Raw genomic sequence first — 19,901 nt, forward strand, 5'->3', positions numbered from 1 at the left:
ACCCATTACTCATTAAGGCCTATAATCAACTTAGCCTAATCACCAATTGTTTACCTGAGCACTCATACGCTCACTCCAGCATTTTCAGCAACTCGTTGAGTTTCAACAGCGCTTCGATAGGCGTGAGGCGGTTCACGTCGATGGTACGGAGCTTGTCTTTGATGGCTTCCGATTTGGGGTCACCAGCTTCGATGATACGCAGGGCTAGTTCCCGCTCGTTGCCGAGGCCGGCCTCGCGGATGGCCTCTTTGTTGCCTTCGCGTTGGTGCGATGCCTCCAGTTGGGTCAGAATGTGGGCGGCGCGTTTCACTACGCTACCGGGCATACCAGCCATTTGCGCCACATGAATCCCGAACGAGTGCTCAGAACCACCTTCTTTCAACTTCCGCAGGAAAATTACCTTGTTACCTACTTCCTTCACGGCCACATTGTAGTTGCGAATACGGGGCAGGTCGGCGGCGAGGTCGTTTAGCTCGTGGTAGTGAGTGGCAAACAGCGTTTTGGGGCGGCAGTCGGTGTTGTGCATATATTCGGTGATGGCCCATGCAATTGACACGCCGTCGTAGGTGCTCGTGCCCCGGCCAATTTCGTCCATCAGCACCAGGCTTCGTTCGCTGAGGTTGTTCAGAATAGAAGCCGTTTCGGTCATTTCCACCATAAACGTACTCTCGCCCCGTGACAGGTTATCGCTTGCGCCCACCCGCGTGAAAATCTTGTCGACCAGCCCAATATCCGCGCTCGATGCCGGCACGAAGCTGCCCGCCTGCGCCATGAGCACGATCAGGGCCACCTGCCGCAACAGGGCCGACTTACCCGCCATATTTGGCCCAGTGATGACAATGATCTGTTGGGTTTCGTCGTCCAGGTGTACGTCGTTGGGCACGTAGGGTTCGCCGGGGGGTAATTGTTGCTCAATAACGGGGTGCCGCCCGTCTTTGATTGTCAGGGCTTTACTATCGTTGATATTGGGCCGGACGTATTTGTGCCGAACAGCTACTTTGGCAAACGAAGACAGCACGTCGAGCACCGAAATAACGCGGGCATTCTGCTGAATGGCGGCTACGTATTCACCCGTAGCAGCTACGAGTTCGCCAAACATCCGCGACTCGATGGCGAAGATCTGGTCTTCGGCATTCAGGATTTTCTCTTCGTATTCCTTCAGTTCGGGCGTGATGTAGCGCTCGGCGTTCACCAACGTCTGCTTCCTGATCCAGTCGTCGGGTACACGGTTTTTGTGGGCATTGGTTACCTCCAAATAATAGCCGAATACCTTGTTATAAGCGATTTTGAGCGAACTGATGCCCGTACGCTGCACTTCGCGATCCTGCAACTGCAAGAGGTACTCTTTGCCCGAATACGCCAGTTTGTGCAACTCGTCAAGCTCCGCGTCGATACCCGTGCGGATCATATTACCCTGATTGCTCAGCACCGGTGGTTCGTCGCGCAGTTCGGCCTCAATACGGTCGAGGAGAAAAGAAAGCGGATTGAGTTGATCAGCGTATTTTTTCAACGATGGTGCATCGGAGTGCTGGTTTAAGGCCGTAATCAGCATTTCTTTGATAGGCAGCACGTGTTGCAACGACCGTTTTAGTTGCACCATTTCGCGGGGGTTAATCCGCCGCACCGCCACCTTCGACACCAGCCGTTCCAGGTCGCCAATCTGTTTTAGGTGCGCCAGCATGGCGTCGAGCAGGTCGGGGTCGCCGGTAAGGAGTGAGACCAGGTTCAGCCGTTCGTCGATGAGGGCTTTTTCTTTCAGAGGCAGCATGAGCCACTTACGCAGCAGCCGCGCGCCCATGGGCGTCACGGTCTGGTCGAGAATCTGAATCAGCGGAATGCCCCCCTCCTGCTGTGCCGCCACCAGCTCGAGGTTACGAATCGTGAACCGGTCGAGCCAGACGTAGCGGTCTTCTTCCAGGCGCGTAACGCGCTGAATATGTTGCAGGTCTTTGTGCTCGGTCTCGTTGAGATAGTGCAGAATGACCCCCGCCGCAATGATCCCGTCGGGCAGGCCGTCGATACCGAAGCCTTTGAGTGAGGTAGTCTGGAAGTGCTGCCGCAGGTAGTTGTAGCTAAAGTCGTAGGTGAAGGCCCAGTCTTCGAGCGTGTAGGTATGAAACTTGTCGCCAAAGAGGTTACCAAACTCGGTGCGGTTGCGCTTGCAGTAGAGCACCTCCGAGGGGTTAAAACTCTGCAACAGCTTGTCGATGTAGGCCGCATTGCCTTGCGAGGCCAGAAATTCACCCGTCGAAATATCGAGAAACGACACGCCGAACTCGTCTGCCCCTTTGCCAAAGTGCACCGCCGCGAGGTAGTTGTTGCGCCGCCCGTCGAGCACGTTGTCGTTGAAGGAAACGCCCGGCGTAACGAGTTCAGTAACACCCCGTTTCACGATACCCTTGGCCATGGCCGGGTCTTCCAGCTGATCGCAGATGGCTACGCGCTGCCCCGCCCGCACGAGTTTGGGCAGGTGGGTGTCGAGCGAATGGTGGGGAAAACCGGCGAGTTCTTCGTTGGCTCCGCCGTTGTTGCGCTTGGTGAGCGTGATGCCCAGAATCTTGCTGGCCTTGATGGCATCTTCGCCGAAGGTCTCGTAGAAATCACCCACCCGAAAAAGCAGCAGCGCACCCGGATATTTGGCTTTTACCTGGTTGTACTGCTTGTTGAGCGGCGTTTCTTTGGCGGGTTTTACAGACTTGTTCGGCGGGGCAGTCATCGCAAAAATGAGGGAGGTCGTTTACACAAATTTACCCATTTTTGGCCAGATTTGGGGCATGAAAGCGAGCAATTACCACCATTCATGACCCCACCCCGCAAACTAGCTCTTGATCAGTTGAACCGGCTTTCGGTTAATGAATTCAAAGCCGCTGAGAAGTTTCCGTACTGCCTGATTCTGGACGATATCCGCAGCCTCAACAACGTGGGATCGGTGTTCCGTACGGCCGATGCCTTCCGGACCGAGCGGCTCTACCTGGCGGGTATAACCGGCACGCCACCCCACCGCGACATTACCAAAACGGCCATTGGTGCCACTGAATCTGTTGATTGGACCCACGTCCCGGACGTCGATGCCCTGGTGGCTCAATTGCAGGCAGATGGCTACGTGATTGTGGCTATTGAGCAGGCGGAGAACAGCACTCTGCTCTCAAATTTCAAACCCGAGCCAAACAAACGATACGCCTTCGTGTTTGGCAACGAGGTGACGGGTGTGCGCGACAGCGTAGTGCAGCAGGCCGACGTTGTGGTGGAGATACCTCAGTTTGGCACCAAGCATTCACTCAACATTGCCGTTACGGCGGGCATTGTCTGCTGGGATGTCGTAAACAAAATAACAAAAACTTAACATTGGATTTGCATTTATGCCGATTTAATCGTATTTCTTTGTAGATTTTTTTAATCTACTATCATGTCAAAGAAAACAGATAAACCCAAGAAATACGCCTCACTAGCTACCGACCTCGTCGGGGCTATAGAAGACAAAGTTGGTCAGATGGCCGACGGTTCGAAGAAAGTAGCCAAGTCAATTGAAAAAACGGCAAAGCAATTGGCCAAGAAATTGACCAAGATGCGCGATAAGGCTGCTAAAAAGCAATTGGCGCTCAGCGAAAAAGCGGCGAAGAAGGAAGAAAAAAAAGCGCATAAAGACGCCAAAAAAGCTATCAAAAACGCAGCCAAGGCCGAGAAGAATGCGAACAGGGCGCAAGGCAAGAAAGCGAAAGCAGCCGATAAACAACCTAAGGCAGCCCCGTTGAAAGCAGTGGTTATGCCCGCTCCCAAACCAGCGTCGGCCAATAAGGCCGTTGCGCCAAAAGTCACACCTGCACCGAAAGCATCAGCTCCTAAGACAACATCTACCAGCAAGCCAGCCACTGCCCCAGCCGCCAAAGCGCCCGCTGACAGCCAGCCCGCTGCCGACGGCACAGACGCCTAGAAAACGCCTACAGGATTCAGAAAGCCCGTTTAATACGGGCTTTCTGTTTTTAAAATATGATAGGTTACATTCTGATATGTGACGTAAGCGCTTATCTTTACGTCTACTGCCAAGCAGCCCCCGACGAATTACCGGCTCTGCAACCACCGTAATTAGCCAGTCTATGAAAAATATTCTCATTTACGTGGCCCGCAACTGGTATTACGGTGTGCTGATCGTGGCCGCGTTTGTTATCATCAATGCGTACTGGCCAGCCCACCTTCAGTCGCCTACTGTAAGTTGGTATATCTGGGCGCCTACCATCCTCGGTATCTTCGTTATTGGCTATTTTGTATGGGGAAACGCCCGTGAACACCAAACGCCCTATGTGCGTAAGGAGGTACTCGACACGATTGTCCACGAATTTCAGACGCCTATATCGGCAATTAAGATGGCCGCTGATATTCTGCAAACGCCTTTTGGCCGTTCGTCTACAGAACGTATGGACAAGTACGTTCAAATGATCCGCGAGGAAACCGAACGCCTGCAACAACAGGTCGACGTAATGCTAAGCCTGGCCCGAGCCGATAGTAACCGGCTAGCCCTTTGCCTCGATACCATTGATCTCAACAACCTGATCCAATCCATTGCCGAACGCCACGGGGAGTACCTTCAGCTTTGTCTACAGGCCGCCAACCCGATGCTGGTAGCTGACCGCCTTCATCTGACCAACGTACTGCATAATCTGCTCGACAATGCCGTGAAATATAGTGCCAATGACCCAGAGTTGAAAATTCATACCGAACTGGATAAATCGGGGTTGTTGATTGCTGTTATTGACCACGGCATGGGTATTCCCAAACACCTTCAGCGGAAGGTATTTCAGCCGTTTTTTCGGGTCAGCGATGCTAATCAGGTGAATGTAAAGGGATTTGGTTTGGGGCTTAGTTATGTACAACGCATTATTGAAGCCCACGACTGGCGCATTGAACTGGTGAGCGAAGTAGGCAAGGGCAGCGAGTTTAAAATTCGCGTTCCTCTACGCTCGTTGGCTATCCCCGATGCCCTACCCATCAGCACCCCAGCCTGATTCTGTTGCCAAACTTTTACGCAGAAAAGCCCATCCTGATTGTCAGGATGGGCTTTTCTGCTTCGGCTGATCTAGTCTTCATTAGTACGTCGTGGTGGCAGCCGACGTACGGGTTTGGTGCGCTTCCGACTGCTGAACAAATGCCACGATGTCGGTTGTTAACCGGTCTTTTTCGGTGATGTATAGACCGTGGGGGGCACCTTCATACACTATATACGTGGCCGTGGGCAGCAGGTTGGCCGTCAACTCTCCCGACGACTCGATGGGCACCGTCTTGTCGTCATCACCGTGGATGATCAGCGTGGGTACGTTGATCTGCGTGAGATCATGACGGAAGTCCGTTGTCGAAAACGCTTTGGCGCAGTCAAGCGTGGCTTTGTGCGAAGCCATGTAAGCACGAGCAAAATCGCCGTCGAGGTGGGCTTGGCTAACGGGGTGGCTCACCAGGTTTACGCCGTAGAATTGTTTGCCGAATGTTTGCAAAAAATCGGCTCGGTCCTTTTGCATGTTCTCCAGCATATCGTCGAACACACTTTGGTCAACGCCGTCCGGGTTATCGTCTGTCTTCAACAAAAAGGGCGTTACGGCGCTGATAAAGGCCACTCGTGCCACTCGTGCACCACCGTATTTGCTCATATACCGGGCTATTTCACCGCCACCCATCGAAAAACCAACCAGGGTCACGTTATTCAGATTTAGCTCGTCGAGCAACGCTTTCAAGTCGCTGGCCAGGGTATTATAATCATACCCATCCCACGGTTTCGACGACTGGCCAAAACCACGACGGTCATAGGCAATCACACGCATGTTGTGCTTGGGCAGTTCGGCCAGTTGGTAGTCCCACATGGAACCACTCAGCGGCCAGCCGTGAATCAACACCACGGGGTTGCCCGTACCCAAATCCTGATAATGCAGTTTAATTTCGTTGCCATTGGCATCGGTACCCACTTTCACGTAGCTCATAACGGTTTGTTGGTCAGTTTAGAATCAGTTAAACTCTACACATTAACCATACTTATGAGAAAGGGTTTATTTCGCCAGTGCCCCAGTTACTGTGGGTGCCTTCGTCACGGTCATGATGCCATTCATGATGCGCCAGTGGCCGGGGAAGGTGCAAACGAAGGGGTACTCGCCGGGTTGGTCGGGGGCTTTGAACGTTAGGCGAACCGTTTGGTTGGGGTTCACCAGCGCCGTAGCCGCAATGATATCAGTCGACTCCGGGACGTAGTTCTTCTCGGCACCGTTTTTCGCCGTAATCAGGGCATCAGCTAGTTTACCCACCCGCTCGGTCGATTTGGGTTTGATCACCACCAGGTTATGCTGCATGGCGTCGGGGTTTTCCAGGATAATGACCACGGGTTTGCTCACTACTACGCTAAACGCCTTTTTGTCGTAGCGCATCTCTTCTCGGACGGTTTTCAGGCGCACCACCTGCGCGTTGGGGTCAAGGTCGGCGTTGGCATCGCGCAGGCCCCAGGCTTCGAGCAGGCGGTTCAGGCGGGGGCGGGCATCGTCGGGAAGGCGCTTGCCCAAGCTGGCCAGCAGAGCCGTGTGGCTGTCGGCGAGTTTGCGTTTCACGGCGTAGTCGTAGCCATCCGATAGGCCTTTCACGAGTGCCAAGGCATTATCGCCGTCGAGTTCGGTAGCTTTCTGGAGCATCGTCACTACCGAATCGGGCGAGGCCGTGGAAGCGTAGGCGCGGGCAGCACGTTCCACCGCCACCGTACTCAGCTGTGCCGGCGCGCGGAACGTGATGGTCTGGCTATACGAGTTATTGTTTTTATTACTCTCCGGCAAAGTGTTATCCTTATCGATCTGCACCGACAGTGTGTAGTCGCCGGCGAGTTCGGTAGTCAGCCACAAATCACCCGTCCAGGGACCGTTGTTCGTGCGGCGAATCGCTACCGTTTCGCCGGGCTGAATGCCGTCGGTAAAGGTGTAGCTCACGTAATCGATTTTTAACGCGGGACGGTCGCCATCTCCCGCACCCGGCTTACTCTCAAACCGCATTGTCAGCGGTACGGGCGCTCCTTTGGCAATGGCCGTACCGCCCTGGTTGGTCACGTAAACAATGCCCCGCGTCCCTTCGCGCACCACGGGCCGGGCGGGGTCTGTTTCAATTCTGGCCACTACCAAATCGGCTACTGTAGCCGCAACGGAAACCGTCGTGGCTGTCGTTGTTTGTTTGGCCGAAGCCGTTTTCCCCCCATTTGCCCCCCCCATCTGGTGCTTGCTGTGGTCTATCGGCATGGCATTACCGGTACTGGTCACAGCCGAATTGGTTTGGGTGGGCGGCATGGTGATGGTGCTGAGCCAGCGCCGCAACAGTTGCGCATGGTGGGCGTTCATAGCGCAGGCAAAGGCATCGGGCAGCCACCGGTCGTCATTGGCAGTAGTCTGTTTCAGCCGGGTCAACACGGCATCATCAGTGGCACCGTTTTGAGGTGTTTCGCTCAGCGCAAGCAGCGTGTTCAGCACTACAAGTGGTTCTTTGTCATTCAGCAACTTATTAGACAGCAACACAGCAGCCCCCTCGGCGGTACGGGGCATCACCATCACGGCTGCTTTCCGAACACCCTCAGACTGATGTTTCAGGGCCACTTGCAAATCGGCGGGAGTAATGGCACCCAGTCCCTGCAAGGTCCAGAGCGCATGAATGGCGGGGGCGTTGATGCCGATCTCATCCACTGAAGGCTCATTGGCAATAGCCCATAGTTGGGGGGCTACGTCGCTGTTCTTGCGCTCTACCAGCAGGCGCTGTGCCGTCATGCGCCAGAACTGGTTGGGGTGTTTAAGTGCTACCAGCAACCCAGCCGGATCGGCCACCGACAGGTTAGGTACCTGAGGTTGTGGCATGGACTTATCGTAGCCCACGCGGTAGATACGGCCGTGGGTGAAATCGCGCAGATTGGTCTCGTAGGCGTTGCCAGCTCCGTTTTTGAAGCCCTGCGGCACGGGGTTGTGCTGAATGATATAGCTGTACCAGTCGGCCACCCACACGGCGCCGTCGGGGCCGGTTTCGGCAAAAACGGGCGCAAACCACTCATCGGCACCAGCCATGAGGTTGAAGTTCAGGCCCGCGCTTTGGCCTTCGGCATCTTCGTAATCGCTGCCGTGTTTCTGCATCACGTTCTGGTGCACAATGTGGCCCGTGGGTTCGCACACAAAGGCTACGTTGTTCCAATACGCTTTCGGAAACGTGCGGGCAGTGTAGAAATTATGGCCCGCCGCCGCCGTAAACCCGCCAAACACGTCTACCTGCCGTACCCGCTCGGTTATGGGCTTCATGTCTTTGTGGGTGTCGGTGCTGCGGCTGCCATTCATGCTGTTGGGGCGGGCACTGTAGGCGCGGTTCGGAATGGCCATGTACCAGCCGTGGCTGTTGTTGGCGGTGCTGCCAAATACGTCGCCGGTTTCGTTGAAGCCCAGGCCCCAGGTGTTGTTCGACGTAATGGCCATGTGCTCCACCACCGACCCGTCGGCCTTAAACCGGAACAGCGCCTGCCCGAAATTAAGCGTATCGGCGGTGCCCACTTTACCTTTGAATCCCGAATAGCCCACGCTACCCCAGATCCAGTTGTCGAACCCGTAATGCAGGTTGCTTGGTCCGGCGTGGGTGTCGAACGTGCCGAAGCCGCTGAACAGAATGGTCTTTACGTCAGCCTTGTCGTCGCCATTGGTGTCTTTCAAAAACAGCATGTGCGGCGCCTGCGACACAATAAGGCCACCGTTGGCAAACACCAGGCCCGTGGGGATGCTCAGCCCCTCGGCGAAGGTGGTGAACTTATCGGCCTTGCTATCGCCATTGGTGTCTTCGCAGATCACGATGCTGTCTGACCCTCCTTCCGGCTTGCGTTCGTTGGGGTAATCTTTGGTGATGAGCACAAACAGCCGCCCCCGGTCGTCCCAGGTCATGGCAATGGGGTGCATCACGTTTGGCTCATGGGCGAACAGGCTCAGTGTAAAATCGACCGGCACCTGAATATGCTTCATCGACTCTTCGGGCGATAGTGGCAGTTGCTCCAGCTGTTCGCCGGGGCGTTTTTCGTAGTTGGGCAGGTTAGCCCCTTTGTAGGTGAAGGCCTGCGGTTTCAGGCCGTCGTGCTGTTTTTTGGCCGCGTCGCCAATGGCCCAGAGAATGCCGCGCTCCAGCAACTGCTGGAAACCGGCCTGCCGCCAGGTGCGTTCGTCGTGGCCGTAGGCGGTATAAAACACCCGGCCTTTGCCGTAGGTACGCGTCCAGGTATACGGCTCTTCGGCCACGCCTGGTCGGTTGGCTGCCGCCATGTCCTTGGCCTGATTTGGCTTGATCTCACGAACAGCCAGCACATTGTTGTCGGCCTGTAAATGGCTGTGCAGGTACGTCTCGTCATAGGCCGTGAACGGGGCCAGACCGGCCATGATCGTCCGATTCGGGTCACTGGTCGGCTGCACGGTTTTGGTCGTGATCGAGTCCATGCCATGCCGCCAAAACTGCCCGCCCACTACCTTATCGATGTATTCGGGTGAGTTGCGGAAGCAGTACGACGCGCAGTGTACCGGAATCAGCCCGTGCCCCGACGACACGTAGTCGAGCAGGGCGCGCTCCTGCGGTTTGGGAATACTGTCCCAATTGGCATAGATCAGCAACCCGTCGAAACGATTCAGGTTGGGCGTGTTGAGGTCTTCGAGGCGGTCGGTATAGGTGATGTTGATGCCCTTGTTACCCAGCGCGGCCATCAGTTCGGGCACCCGCTCTATGGGCCGGTGATGCCCCTTGTCGCCCAAAAACAGAATCTCCGTCCGCCGTGGCCCCATCTGCCGGGCGTTGCTGTTACCCGACGTTGATGAACCCGATAAGATGGTCGTTGACGTAGGCGAGGTGGGTTGTTTGCCACCCAAATTTTGCAGCACCCGCGACGGGTTCCGGTTGCAGTTAGCCAGCGTCAGCGTGGCCAGTGTCACCACTACCAGCGTGTACTTCAATGAGAAAGCCATAAGTTATAAGCAGTTAACAGGGGGTTATTGATCAACTACAATAGACTGTTTTACAGTCAGTTGCCATAAATACCGACATTTTTTCCGTTCGCCGTCGAGGTACATGTCGTTGTCTTCGGGCAGGTCGATGATCTCGATTAGCCTGGCGCCGAGGCGTTCACAGGTGCGGCGCGAGGGCCAGTTATCAGGGTCGCAGGTTATCCAGAGTTCGGTATAGCCATGTTGCAGAGCAATGGGCCGCAGGGCTTCGCAGGCATGGGCGGCGTACTGATTGCCCCGAAACGCGCTCACTATACCATACCCAATATGCCCCGCGTACAGCCGCACTTCGTCATCATTGCTCAGCCGCAGGCGAATGGTCCCCGCAATCTGGTCTGACTCCTTTTCGATAATCAGAAAATGCTCCGTTGCTAACAGCCCCTCAGCCGGGTTGGCGGCGGCAGCTTCCACAAAGCGAAGCGTGATTGGCGAATCGGTCATGGCCTCGGTGTCATACCCAATAGTTTGCTACGTAGTAAAGTCAGGCAACCGCATAATCTCGCCACCACGCATAGCCGATTCGTGCGCCAAAATTCCCACGCTCGTCCAGTTAGCCGACTGAGCCGCGTTGGGGAACGGGTCGCGATCTTCCGACAGGGCCGTCAGAAACTCGTGCACCATGTGCGGGTGCGAGCCGCCATGACCGCCGCCCTGCGTAAACGACAGGTGTTGCGCTTCGTCGGCATCGTATACACCTTTGGTGGTAAATCGTTGAATTTCAGCGGGTAGCAGGTGCGCATAATCTGGCACGGTCACTTTTTCGGGAATCTCCGGCTCCGGTTTTTTGGCCGTATGAATTACCGGTTGCTCGTCTTCGATGAGTTGCCACTCGAACGATTTCTTATCGCCATACACCTCGAAACTCTCCCGGTATTGCCGTGCCACGTCGAACAGCGACCGGTACACATAGGCCGATAAATCGCTGTTTTTGAACTTGATATGGGCCGACTCCACCGCAAACGGTGAGTTATGAATAACCGCCAGTTCGGGCCGTATCGTGCCAGAGCCAAAGCACGACACATAGTCGGCTTCCAGACGGAGTAGCCCTGCTACGGGACCAACGCAGTGAGTAGCGTAGTGCATGGGCGGCAAGCCTGGCCAATAGTCGGGCCAGCCGTCCATGTCCTGCTGGTGGCTGGCTTTCAGAAACTGCACCTTGCCCAGTTCACCGGTCTCATATAACTCTTTCACGAACAGAAACTCGCGGGCATACACCACGGTCTCCATCATCATGTACTTTTTGCCCGTTTCGCGGCAGGTCCGCACAATCTCCAGACACTCATCGACGGTAGTAGCCATGGGCACCGTGCAGGCCACGTGTTTACCCGCCCGCAGAGCTTTCAGGCTCTGCTCGGCATGATTCGGAATGGGCGAATTGATATGCACCGCGTCTACGTTCGGGTCGGCCAGCAATTCGTCATAGTCGCTGTAACGTGCCTGAATACCATAGGCGTCGCCGATCTTATTAAGGTTCTCGACGTTGCGCTGGCAGATAGCGTACATGTTGGCCAGCGGGTGCCGCTGGTAGATCGGAATAAACTCAGCCCCAAATCCGAGGCCCACGATGGCGATGTTTAGTTTCATGAGGAGTAGTTTAATGTACAATGTAAAATGAACAATCGGTCCGCCGATGCGGTACAATGGCTTCGCAAACGTAATCTGGGCAAGGAGTCATTGTACCGCATCGGCGGACCGATTGTTCATTACACATTGTACATTAACAGTTTAGTCAAGTACCCAAACCCCTCCCTCGCCAACTGCGCTGGCGAGTGGAACATGGGGCGGAAAATGTGGGTGGCGGCGGCTAGTTCGGGCGGATTGGGACCGAAGGCTTCAACGGCAATGGGACCGTCGTAGCCGATCTCGCGTAAGGTAGTAATAGCGTTTTTAAAGTCAATTTGGCCACTTCCGGGGGTAGACCGGTCGTTTTCCGACAGTTGCACATGTACCAGATAAGGGGCCAGCGTGCGGATAGCGGCGGCCACGTTTTTCTCTTCCATATTGGCGTGAAACGTGTCGAACGCGGCGCGGCAATTGGGATGGTCCACGGCTTCGACATAGCGGCGGGTGTCGTTGGCGCAGGTGAGCAGGTAGGTCTCGAACCGATTGAGCGACTCGATGGCCAGCATTACGTTGTTGGTCTGTGCGTGGGCGGCTAGTTCGCGCATAGCCGTGACCGACCAGGTCCATTCGTCGGGCGTGGCGGGCTTGCCGGTAAAGGTTTTGAATCCTGCATAAAGTGGCCCCATCAGAATGGTTGACCCTGCCGCCGCCGAGCAGTCTATCACGTGCTTCAGGTAATCGACCCCGGCAGCACGAACGGCAGCATCGGGGCTAAGCAGTGTCAGTTCAGGGGGCAGCAGCGAACAGGTTTGTACACCCAGGCCCAACGCCTGCGCCTGCTTGCCCAGGCGTTGCCACTTGGCCAGATCAGCGGCGCGGTCATCGGTACCGCTCACGGGCATCTCCACAAAGTCGAACCCAGTCTGTTTGAGGTAAGCCAGGGTGTCCGACAGGTCCTCGTCCATGTTCATGGTCCAGGGAAACAGGTTCATGCCGAAAGGCTGCATAGGCGGTCAGTACTAAAAAATGGGGGAATCAGTCTACGAAAGTACAGCATATTTACTACCCTGAATAGGCGCGATTTGGCCAATGTTGACTGTATTTTGATTATATTCAGGCCATACTTATAGTTAAAAAGTCAATTCTAGCTCATTGCGTGTGAAGCAGGCGGTACGGAAAGATCTGGAAACTACCCTGGGCTCCTTTCTGGTGAAAGACTTAACCGAGCCGCACTTCGACCCCAACTGGCATTTCCACCCCCACTACCAGTTGTTTCTGGTGGAAGAAGGTACCGGCACACGCTTCATCGGCGATTCGATCAAGCCATTCGGGCCGGGTGATCTGGTGATGCTGGGACCCGATTTGCCTCACCTCTGGCGCAGCGACGCCCCCTACTTCAACCCGCAGTCGGGCCTGACCACGCGGGGGCTGGTGGTCTATTTCACCAACGACTGTCTGGGTACCGATTTTTTCCTCCGCCCCGAAATGCACCGCCTCCGGCTGTTGCTCAACGGGTCGCGGCGGGGGCTTTGCTGGACCGGGACTACCCATGATCTGGCCGTGCAGGCAATGCGGGGGCTGGTGGCTGAGCCACCCACGTTTCGGCGGGTGCTGGCGCTGTTATCACTGCTGGACGATCTCTCGCACGCCCCCGACGCCGAACCCATCACCAGTGCCGGGTATACCAACCCCATGAAACCCGCCGACGCCGACGAAAGCAGTGCTTCTTCGCAGGCCTACCGCCGGATGCAGGCCGTACATACCTACGTGCTTACCCACTTCCACGAACCCATCCGCCTCGACACCGTGGCTGATTTGGCGGGGTTAAGTCCGTCGTCGTTTTGCCGCTATTTCAAGGCCCGCACCAACAAAACGTTCGTCGACTTTGTCTCGGAAATACGCATCGGCCACGCCTGTAAACTACTCACCAGCAGTCAATTAACTATCACCGACGTTTGCTACAACAGTGGCTTTAGAACGCTCTCTAACTTCAACCGGCAGTTCCGCGACGTAACCGGCCAAACCCCATCACAGTATTTGAAATCGGTGCAGAGTGTGTGATTTATTGTCATTCGCTACGCGGTCATTCAATTGTCATTCGTCGTAAAGACAATGAATGACCGCGCAGCAAATGACAATAAATCACACACTCACAAAAAAAGCCTGAGCATTGCTCAGGCTTTTCAATAACGCTACCGAAATGGATTATTTCTTAGGGGCGGCGGGGGTGGTTGTGCCGGGGGCCGCAACGGGCTTGGGCGTAACACCCATGCGCTTCAACACCATGTCTGAAATGTTACCATCTTCAGGGGCATACAACAGAATCACGGCCGTACCGGCACCCGCGTCGAGGTTGAACACGTGCGAGTAGCCATTCTCACGAGCCACCGCGTCGATGTTCTGCTGAATCTTCTGCAACACAGGGCTTACCAGTTGCTGGTATTTCTGCTGCAACGTCGATTCTGACGTGCGCTGAAACTCCTGGAAACGCGTTTGCAGGTTCTGCAATTCCTTTTCGCGGTCAGCCTTGATCACCTCCGACATTTGGGCCTGACCAGCTTCGTAGGCTTTGTACTTATCTTCAAACTCCTTCTTCATCCGGTTCGACTCGTTTTCGAGCTGCGTCCGCTGAATAGTCAATTTGTTTTGGATGTCTTTGGCATCAGGCAAGTTGCCCAGCAGGTAGTCCATGCTGGTATACCCAATTTTGATGGGGGTGGCGGCGGTAGCCCGTGGGGCCGTGGTGGCAGAGGTGGTGGCTGGAGCCGCGGCAGGTGCCACCGGCGTAGACGCCTGGGCTTGTGCCCGTGCGCTGAGACCTCCCATCAATAGGGCTGCGCCAAGCGCCATGACCAGATTCTTTTTCATTCGACTGTGTATTGGATTGTTATTTAGGTTTTGCACTGTTTGTTGGCGGCGTGTTGGGGGTGGTTTGCTTGGCCTTCTGACTGTCAGGGTCAAGCCCCATTTCCTCCATCACGTAATCGGTATAGTCGTGGCGGGGGTCGGTGTATAACATCAACATCCCTTCACTGGCTTTATCGAAAATAAAATTGAGTTTCCGTTGCGAGGCCACCTTCTCAAGCGCCCGTTGCAGTAACTCCATCGGTACTTTCATGAGTTCCTTTTTCTTTTGCAGAAGCAGGCCCTCATAGCCAAACACCTTATTGTTGTACTCCCGGACTTCGCGCTCTTTGTCGCCAATAACGCGTTGCCGTTCCCGTTTCATTTCGTCGGTCAGCAGAATCTCTTCTACCTGATACGCTCGCTGCATTTTGTCAATTTCGGCCTGCTTATCGAGTATGTCTTTCGACCACCGGTCGGCAAACTGATCAATGCCCGCCTGCGCCTTCTGGTATTCGGGTAACTTGCTGAATATGAAGTCTGTATCAACATACCCGAACTTCTGTGCCCAGACTGGTTGGGCGGTAATAAGTACGCACAAAGTTACGAATAACAAACCCCTTTTCATACTATACCGGTGGCTGTCTGGTGGTTAGATGTGTTTAGGAGAAGAACGTTTAATGGGGCGGAGAATTATAAGTGGTAAGTGATGAACGGTGAACGGTGAGTTGGCCTACGCACGAGAAACACTCACCGTTTACCGTTCATCACTTACCACTATACTATCTACCGCAACTGCTGCCCAATAGTGAAGTGGAACTGGCCGGTGCCGGCTTTCTGGATGCCGGGGATGGCGTCGAAGCCCCAGCCGTAATCAATACCGATCAGACCAAAGGCGGGCATGAAAATACGGGCGCCCGCCCCCGCCGAACGCCGCAGGTCGAAGGGGTTGTATTGCTTGTAGGTAGCCCAGTTGTTGCCCGCCTCCACAAAACCCAGCACAAAGATCGTGGCCGAGGGGTTGAGCGAAACGGGGTAGCGCAGTTCGGCTACGTACTTGCTGTAGACCACCCCACCCTGCCGGGTTTCGTTACCCGACGCCGTCCGGTTATTGTCCAGCGTGAGCACCTGCCGGTCGGGATAACCCCGCAGACCGATGATATCCTGCGCCAGCGCAAACTGACCTTGCCCGGCCAGGCCTGACCCACCCAGTACAAACCGCTCGAAGGGGCCAATGGGCGTACGGGCGTTGTAGCTACCCAGGAAGCCCATGTGGGCGCGGGCGTTGAGTACAAACTTGCCCACCGCCGTCTGGAACCAGCTGGCGTCGAACATCCATTTGTGGTACTCCACCCAGCGGTACGGGTTGGCGGCATCGGGCTGGTAATCTTTCGACCGGAACACCGAATAAGGTGGGGTAAAGTTGCCACTCAGCGTAAACGACGACCCGTTGCGGGGAAACTGCGGGTTGTCGATGCTGTTGCGCGAGAGCGTGGTGTTGAACGTGAAGTTGTTCGAGACCCCGTTGCGGTAGCCGTTAAAAAAAATGTCGATGTTATTGAGATCGTACTGCTGATACGAGATCGAGTTGCTGAGCGAGAAAAAGTCATCCGGCTTTTTCAGTTGCCGACCCAACCCCAGCGTAATGGCAGTGTTGGTATACGAGCCAACCGGGTCGCCCACGGTCGAGTAATAGTTCTGAAACTGCTTGTAGATCGTGTGGCTCAGGCTGATCGACATGGCGTTGGGTTTGCGCCCGCCCAGCCAGGGTTCGGTAAAGGTGGCCGAGTAGGTCTGAAACTGCCGTCCGTTGGCCTGGAAACGCAGTTGCAGGCGTTGGCCGTCGCCCGAAGGTAGGGGCCGCCAGGCGCTCAGGTTAGTGATGTTGCGGGCCGAGAAGTTGTTGAACGTCAGGCCAAGCGTACCCACAAAGCCAATGTAGCCACCCCAACCACCCGACAGTTCGATCTGGTCGTTGGGCTTTTCTTCTACCGTATATTCAATGTCTACCGTGCCGTCGGGTTGTGGCACGGGCACAATACCGATCTTCTCCGGGTCGAAATAACCCAGGGTCGAGAGTTCGCGCTGGGTACGGATAATGGCCGTTTTCGAGAATTTCTGGCCCGGCAGCGTCCTGATCTGGCGCATCACCACGTGGTCAGACGTTTTGGTGTTGCCGTTCAGAATAATCCGATTGATGGTGGCCTGCTTGCCTTCGGTGATACGGATGTCGAGGTCGATGCTGTCGCCCACCACGGCCCGCTCCACGGGTTCGGCGCGGTAGTAGAGGTAGCCGTCGTCCATATACTGCGAACTAAGGTCCTGACCGGGGTTGCCGTTCATTCTCTTGTCCAGCTCTTCGGGGTTATACACGTCGCCCTTGTTGATGTTCAGAACAGACCGCAACTGAGCGCTGGTGTAGATGAAGTTACCCTCGAAATTGATGTTGCGGTAGTAGTACTTCTTGCCTTCCGACAGGTTCAGTTTCAGACCAATAGTTTTGCCACCGTTGTTGATCACACAGTCTTTTTCGATCACCGCATCGCGATAACCCAGCTTGTTGTAGTAATCGACGAGCTTGCCTTTGTCTTCCTCGAATTTCTTCGGAATAAATTTCGACGGCGAGAACAACCGGCCAAAGCGCATTTGCTTGGTGCTCTTCATCTTGCTCCGTAGGGCACTTTCGGCTACTTCTTCACGCCCGGCAAACTCGATATTGTCGATTTTCACCTTTTCACCTTTCGTGATGAATATCCGCATGGTGGCGTTGTTGCGCGTACTGTCGGGAATGGTGGTCACCTTCACTTTGGCGTTCAGGTAGCCTTTCTCGATATAATATCTACGCACGGCCAGCTGGGCATTCTTGATGTCGGTGTTGGTGATGATCTTACCGCGCGTCAGCTTCACTTTTTCTTTCAGGCTTTCCGACTCGCCCTTGCGCACGCCGGTGTAGGCGATCTGAAACAGCCGGGGGCGCTCGTAGACCCTGAATTGCAGCCATATTTTATCGCCCTCAACTTTCGAGGCCAGCATGCGCACGTCGAAGAGCAGGCCCGAGTCCATCAGTTTCCGAATGGCGCTACCCTGCGCTTCGCCCGGCAGACGAATCTTGTCGCCTTTGCGCAGGCCCGTTAGCGACAGCAGCGAATTGGGGTCCAGAAAGCGCGTACCGGTGAGGGTAAGGCCACCAATGGTGTATTCTTTGGGGTTGGCGTAATCCGCCAGTTCATTCGTTATGGGGGCCTCCGCAGCCGGGGCCGCCGGTATACCAACGCCAACACGCACCTGCGCCCGCACGTGGGTAGCGAAGGCGGTCAGGATCAGGCTGGCAATGAGAAGTTTTTTCACAAAAAGAATGTTTGTTGGTTTGTCAGTTTGTGTGTTTGTCAGCCTGGCTGTGATCTGGGCAGTATGAGCAAACCCACAAACAACCAAACTGACAAACCAACAAACCATTATTTCACTACCTGCTCGCTCGTTTTGCCAAACCGGCGTTCGCGCTTCTGGTAGGTCAGGATGGCCTCCCAGAGGTGTTCTTTGCGGAAATCGGGCCAAAGCACGTCGGGCATATAAAATTCGGAGTACGCCAGCTGCCAGAGCATAAAATTGCTGATCCGCATTTCGCCGCTGGTCCGAATCATGAGTTCGGGGTCGGGAATGCTGCCGGTGGCCAGGTACTTACTGAATAGACCCTCATCAATGGCTTCTGGTTGGAATTGCCCCTGCTGAACATCGGCGGCCAACTGGCGCACAGCTTCAATAATTTCCCAGCGGCCGCTATAACTCAGGGCCAGAATAAGCGTGAGGCCGGTGTTACCTTCGGTAGCCCGGATAGCTTCCTGCAATTCGTTCTGACACGCTTTAGGCAACGACTCGGTATGGCCAATAGTGGCTAGCCGTACGTTGTTGTCCATCAGAGTCTTGATCTCGCCCCGAATGGTATGTACCAGGAGCGTCATGAGGGCATCAACTTCAAATTTTGGGCGGTTCCAGTTTTCGGTGGAAAAGGCGTAGAGGGTTAAGTAGTTGACCCCTAGTTCGGCGCAGCCTTCGGTTACTTCGCGCACGGCTTTAATGGCTGAGCGATGCCCGAATACCCGGGCGGCTCCCTGCTGTTTGGCCCATCGTCCGTTTCCGTCCATGATAACGGCGATGTGTTGCGGGAGATTGCTCAGGTCAATGTGGTCTTTCATTCAACCAATTGGTTTTTAACAACTTTTAAGTGTAGACACCAGTCGGCACGACATGTCGTCTACGGGACTGCGAAGTTACACAGTCCCCTACCCGATTCAAAATACCCACTGGGTAGGAAACAGGGGTTTCCGGTGCCGCTAACACCAAAACAACCCGCGCTAACCCGTTATTTTTGCCATTACATTTGGCCGTGGCATATCATTTGTTCTGACCTTAACCGTTACGGGTGTATACACACAAGGCAGTGTGGTTCAACGTCCCGCCGCCCTTAATCAACCTTCGCATGAATCGATTAACGTACTTCTTCCTAACACTACTATTTGTAGGACTGGGCAGCTGCAAGAAAAACGACACCACCGCCGACGCGCAACCCAAAACTGTGAGCGACGTGCTGGCTGAAACGCCCACGTTTTCGCTGTTTCGGGCAGCCCTGATTCAGGCGGGCCTAAGCGATGCCCTGAAAGCGCCTAACCTGACGCTCTTTGCTCCCACCGATGCGGCCTTCCGCGCCAGAGGATTTTCGTCGGCCGATGCCTTCAAAAGTTTTTCCAACGCCGACCTCGCCAACCTGCTGCGCTATCACCTGGTTACGGGCGTGGTAACCACCAAAACGCCTGAACTGTCCAGCGCCAATAACCTGGCCGTAGAAACCAGTAACACCGGCCTTGTCTACCTAACTAATGGCACTAACGGCCTGTTTATCAATGGAGTAAAGGTAAGTCTGGCCGATCAGGCGGTGGCCAACGGCGTGATTCACACCATTGATAAAGTACTGGTGCCGCAGGGGGCCGACGCCCTGACGGCCCTAAAAAACCGCCCCGACATGACGCTATTGGTGGCTGCTATTGAACGGACCTCGTCGGTCCGGCCCGATCTGCGCACGATCCTGAACGGGACCACCACCAGCCCCAACCTGAAGCAGATTACCCTGTTTGCCCCCAACGACGCGGCCTTCACTGCCGCCGGTTTTAAAACCACCGCTGATATCAACAATGCGTCGCCGCAAACGCTGGCTAACATACTGACATACCATGTTTTGCAGGGCTTTACGTTCTCGAATCAGTTGCAGGCGGGGCAGCTGACCACCCTCAACAGCAGTTCGGCCAACAAGCTGACCGTGGCCCTGCCCACCACCGGCCCCACCGTTAAGGGTAATAAAAACGCTACCCCCGCCCAGTTTAAAGATACCGACCTCGTAAGCGGCAACGCTATAATCCACGTCATTGACCAGGTGCTGCAACCGTGAATCAGTATGTAGTTATGCAGTATGCATTGGGCTGACGC

Annotated in this window: 15 protein-coding genes; 5 read left to right on the forward strand and 10 right to left on the reverse strand. The window is 55.1% G+C overall.

Features of this window, described 5'->3' with window-relative positions:
* Window positions 1-70: 70 nt before the first annotated feature.
* Window positions 71-2,716, reverse strand: coding sequence for a DNA mismatch repair protein MutS (gene mutS / locus J2I48_RS20875; protein ID WP_207337444.1), 2,646 nt, complete (start codon window positions 2,714-2,716; stop codon window positions 71-73).
* A gap of 84 nt (window positions 2,717-2,800) precedes the next feature.
* Between mutS and J2I48_RS20880 the strand changes: the two genes are divergently transcribed.
* The 3 genes from J2I48_RS20880 (at window position 2,801) to J2I48_RS20890 (ending at window position 5,000) form a co-directional block, all read left to right on the forward strand.
* Window positions 2,801-3,343, forward strand: a complete 543-nt coding sequence (locus J2I48_RS20880; RefSeq protein ID WP_207337445.1) for an RNA methyltransferase — start codon at window positions 2,801-2,803, stop codon at window positions 3,341-3,343.
* Window positions 3,344-3,406: 63 nt separating this feature from the next.
* The gene (locus J2I48_RS20885; RefSeq protein ID WP_207337446.1) at window positions 3,407-3,931 is read left to right on the forward strand and encodes a hypothetical protein; all 525 of its coding nucleotides are present in this window, start codon (window positions 3,407-3,409) and stop codon (window positions 3,929-3,931) included.
* A 163-nt stretch (window positions 3,932-4,094) separates the two neighbouring features.
* Window positions 4,095-5,000, forward strand: coding sequence for a sensor histidine kinase (locus J2I48_RS20890; protein ID WP_207337447.1), 906 nt, complete (start codon window positions 4,095-4,097; stop codon window positions 4,998-5,000).
* An 81-nt stretch (window positions 5,001-5,081) separates the two neighbouring features.
* Here the strand turns inward: J2I48_RS20890 and J2I48_RS20895 are convergent, their stop codons facing one another.
* The 5 genes from J2I48_RS20895 to J2I48_RS20915 form a co-directional block, all read right to left on the reverse strand.
* Entirely contained in the window at window positions 5,082-5,963 is an 882-nt protein-coding gene (locus tag J2I48_RS20895; RefSeq protein ID WP_207337448.1) for an alpha/beta fold hydrolase, read from the reverse strand.
* A gap of 66 nt (window positions 5,964-6,029) precedes the next feature.
* Entirely contained in the window at window positions 6,030-9,977 is a 3,948-nt protein-coding gene (locus tag J2I48_RS20900; RefSeq protein ID WP_207337449.1) for a PVC-type heme-binding CxxCH protein, read from the reverse strand.
* Window positions 9,978-10,001: 24 nt separating this feature from the next.
* Window positions 10,002-10,457 carry a GNAT family N-acetyltransferase gene (locus J2I48_RS20905; RefSeq protein WP_207337450.1) on the reverse strand — a complete coding sequence of 152 codons (456 nt, stop codon included), beginning with the start codon at window positions 10,455-10,457 and terminating at the stop codon, window positions 10,002-10,004.
* Between the two features lie 27 nt (window positions 10,458-10,484).
* Window positions 10,485-11,600: a Gfo/Idh/MocA family protein gene (locus tag J2I48_RS20910; protein ID WP_207337451.1), complete on the reverse strand. Its 1,116-nt coding sequence runs from the start codon at window positions 11,598-11,600 to the stop codon at window positions 10,485-10,487.
* 119 nt (window positions 11,601-11,719) lie between these two features.
* A complete protein-coding gene (locus tag J2I48_RS20915; RefSeq protein WP_207337452.1) occupies window positions 11,720-12,586 on the reverse strand; it encodes a sugar phosphate isomerase/epimerase family protein in 867 nt (288 codons plus the stop codon).
* A gap of 151 nt (window positions 12,587-12,737) precedes the next feature.
* Between J2I48_RS20915 and J2I48_RS20920 the strand changes: the two genes are divergently transcribed.
* Complete coding sequence (locus tag J2I48_RS20920) at window positions 12,738-13,640, forward strand: AraC family transcriptional regulator (RefSeq protein ID WP_207337453.1); 903 nt, start codon at window positions 12,738-12,740, stop codon at window positions 13,638-13,640.
* 144 nt (window positions 13,641-13,784) lie between these two features.
* Here the strand turns inward: J2I48_RS20920 and J2I48_RS20925 are convergent, their stop codons facing one another.
* The 4 genes from J2I48_RS20925 to uppS form a co-directional block, all read right to left on the reverse strand.
* Complete coding sequence (locus J2I48_RS20925) at window positions 13,785-14,447, reverse strand: OmpH/Skp family outer membrane protein (RefSeq protein WP_207337454.1); 663 nt, start codon at window positions 14,445-14,447, stop codon at window positions 13,785-13,787.
* Window positions 14,448-14,466: 19 nt separating this feature from the next.
* On the reverse strand, window positions 14,467-15,051 hold the full coding sequence (locus tag J2I48_RS20930) for an OmpH/Skp family outer membrane protein (protein ID WP_207337455.1): 585 nt from the start codon (window positions 15,049-15,051) through the stop codon (window positions 14,467-14,469).
* Window positions 15,052-15,209: 158 nt separating this feature from the next.
* Entirely contained in the window at window positions 15,210-17,771 is a 2,562-nt protein-coding gene (gene bamA, locus J2I48_RS20935) for an outer membrane protein assembly factor BamA (protein ID WP_310587298.1), read from the reverse strand.
* Between the two features lie 107 nt (window positions 17,772-17,878).
* Window positions 17,879-18,616 (reverse strand): undecaprenyl pyrophosphate synthase, encoded by a 738-nt coding sequence (uppS, locus tag J2I48_RS20940; protein ID WP_207337457.1) that lies wholly within the window; start codon window positions 18,614-18,616, stop codon window positions 17,879-17,881.
* Between the two features lie 284 nt (window positions 18,617-18,900).
* Here uppS and J2I48_RS20945 point away from each other — a divergent pair, with 284 nt between their 5' ends.
* The gene (locus tag J2I48_RS20945; RefSeq protein ID WP_207337458.1) at window positions 18,901-19,863 is read left to right on the forward strand and encodes a fasciclin domain-containing protein; all 963 of its coding nucleotides are present in this window, start codon (window positions 18,901-18,903) and stop codon (window positions 19,861-19,863) included.
* Window positions 19,864-19,901 lie beyond the last annotated feature (38 nt).

The organism is Fibrella aquatilis, from assembly GCF_017353255.1.
GTDB classification, from domain to species: Bacteria; Bacteroidota; Bacteroidia; order Cytophagales; family Spirosomataceae; genus Fibrella; species Fibrella aquatilis.

What these genes read in the sequence shown, in the direction of transcription:
- J2I48_RS20930 (WP_207337455.1), bottom strand. Translation starts at nt 15,051, where the DNA reads ATGAAAAGGGGTTTGTTATTCGTAACTTTGTGCGTACTTATTACCGCC.
- J2I48_RS20895 (WP_207337448.1), bottom strand. Translation starts at nt 5,963, where the DNA reads ATGAGCTACGTGAAAGTGGGTACCGATGCCAATGGCAACGAAATTAAA.
- J2I48_RS20910 (WP_207337451.1), bottom strand. Translation starts at nt 11,600, where the DNA reads ATGAAACTAAACATCGCCATCGTGGGCCTCGGATTTGGGGCTGAGTTT.
- J2I48_RS20925 (WP_207337454.1), bottom strand. Translation starts at nt 14,447, where the DNA reads ATGAAAAAGAATCTGGTCATGGCGCTTGGCGCAGCCCTATTGATGGGA.
- J2I48_RS20915 (WP_207337452.1), bottom strand. Translation starts at nt 12,586, where the DNA reads ATGCAGCCTTTCGGCATGAACCTGTTTCCCTGGACCATGAACATGGAC.
- uppS (WP_207337457.1), bottom strand. Translation starts at nt 18,616, where the DNA reads ATGAAAGACCACATTGACCTGAGCAATCTCCCGCAACACATCGCCGTT.
- J2I48_RS20880 (WP_207337445.1), top strand. Translation starts at nt 2,801, where the DNA reads ATGACCCCACCCCGCAAACTAGCTCTTGATCAGTTGAACCGGCTTTCG.
- J2I48_RS20900 (WP_207337449.1), bottom strand. Translation starts at nt 9,977, where the DNA reads ATGGCTTTCTCATTGAAGTACACGCTGGTAGTGGTGACACTGGCCACG.
- J2I48_RS20905 (WP_207337450.1), bottom strand. Translation starts at nt 10,457, where the DNA reads ATGACCGATTCGCCAATCACGCTTCGCTTTGTGGAAGCTGCCGCCGCC.
- mutS (WP_207337444.1), bottom strand. Translation starts at nt 2,716, where the DNA reads ATGACTGCCCCGCCGAACAAGTCTGTAAAACCCGCCAAAGAAACGCCG.
- J2I48_RS20945 (WP_207337458.1), top strand. Translation starts at nt 18,901, where the DNA reads ATGAATCGATTAACGTACTTCTTCCTAACACTACTATTTGTAGGACTG.
- J2I48_RS20885 (WP_207337446.1), top strand. Translation starts at nt 3,407, where the DNA reads ATGTCAAAGAAAACAGATAAACCCAAGAAATACGCCTCACTAGCTACC.
- J2I48_RS20890 (WP_207337447.1), top strand. Translation starts at nt 4,095, where the DNA reads ATGAAAAATATTCTCATTTACGTGGCCCGCAACTGGTATTACGGTGTG.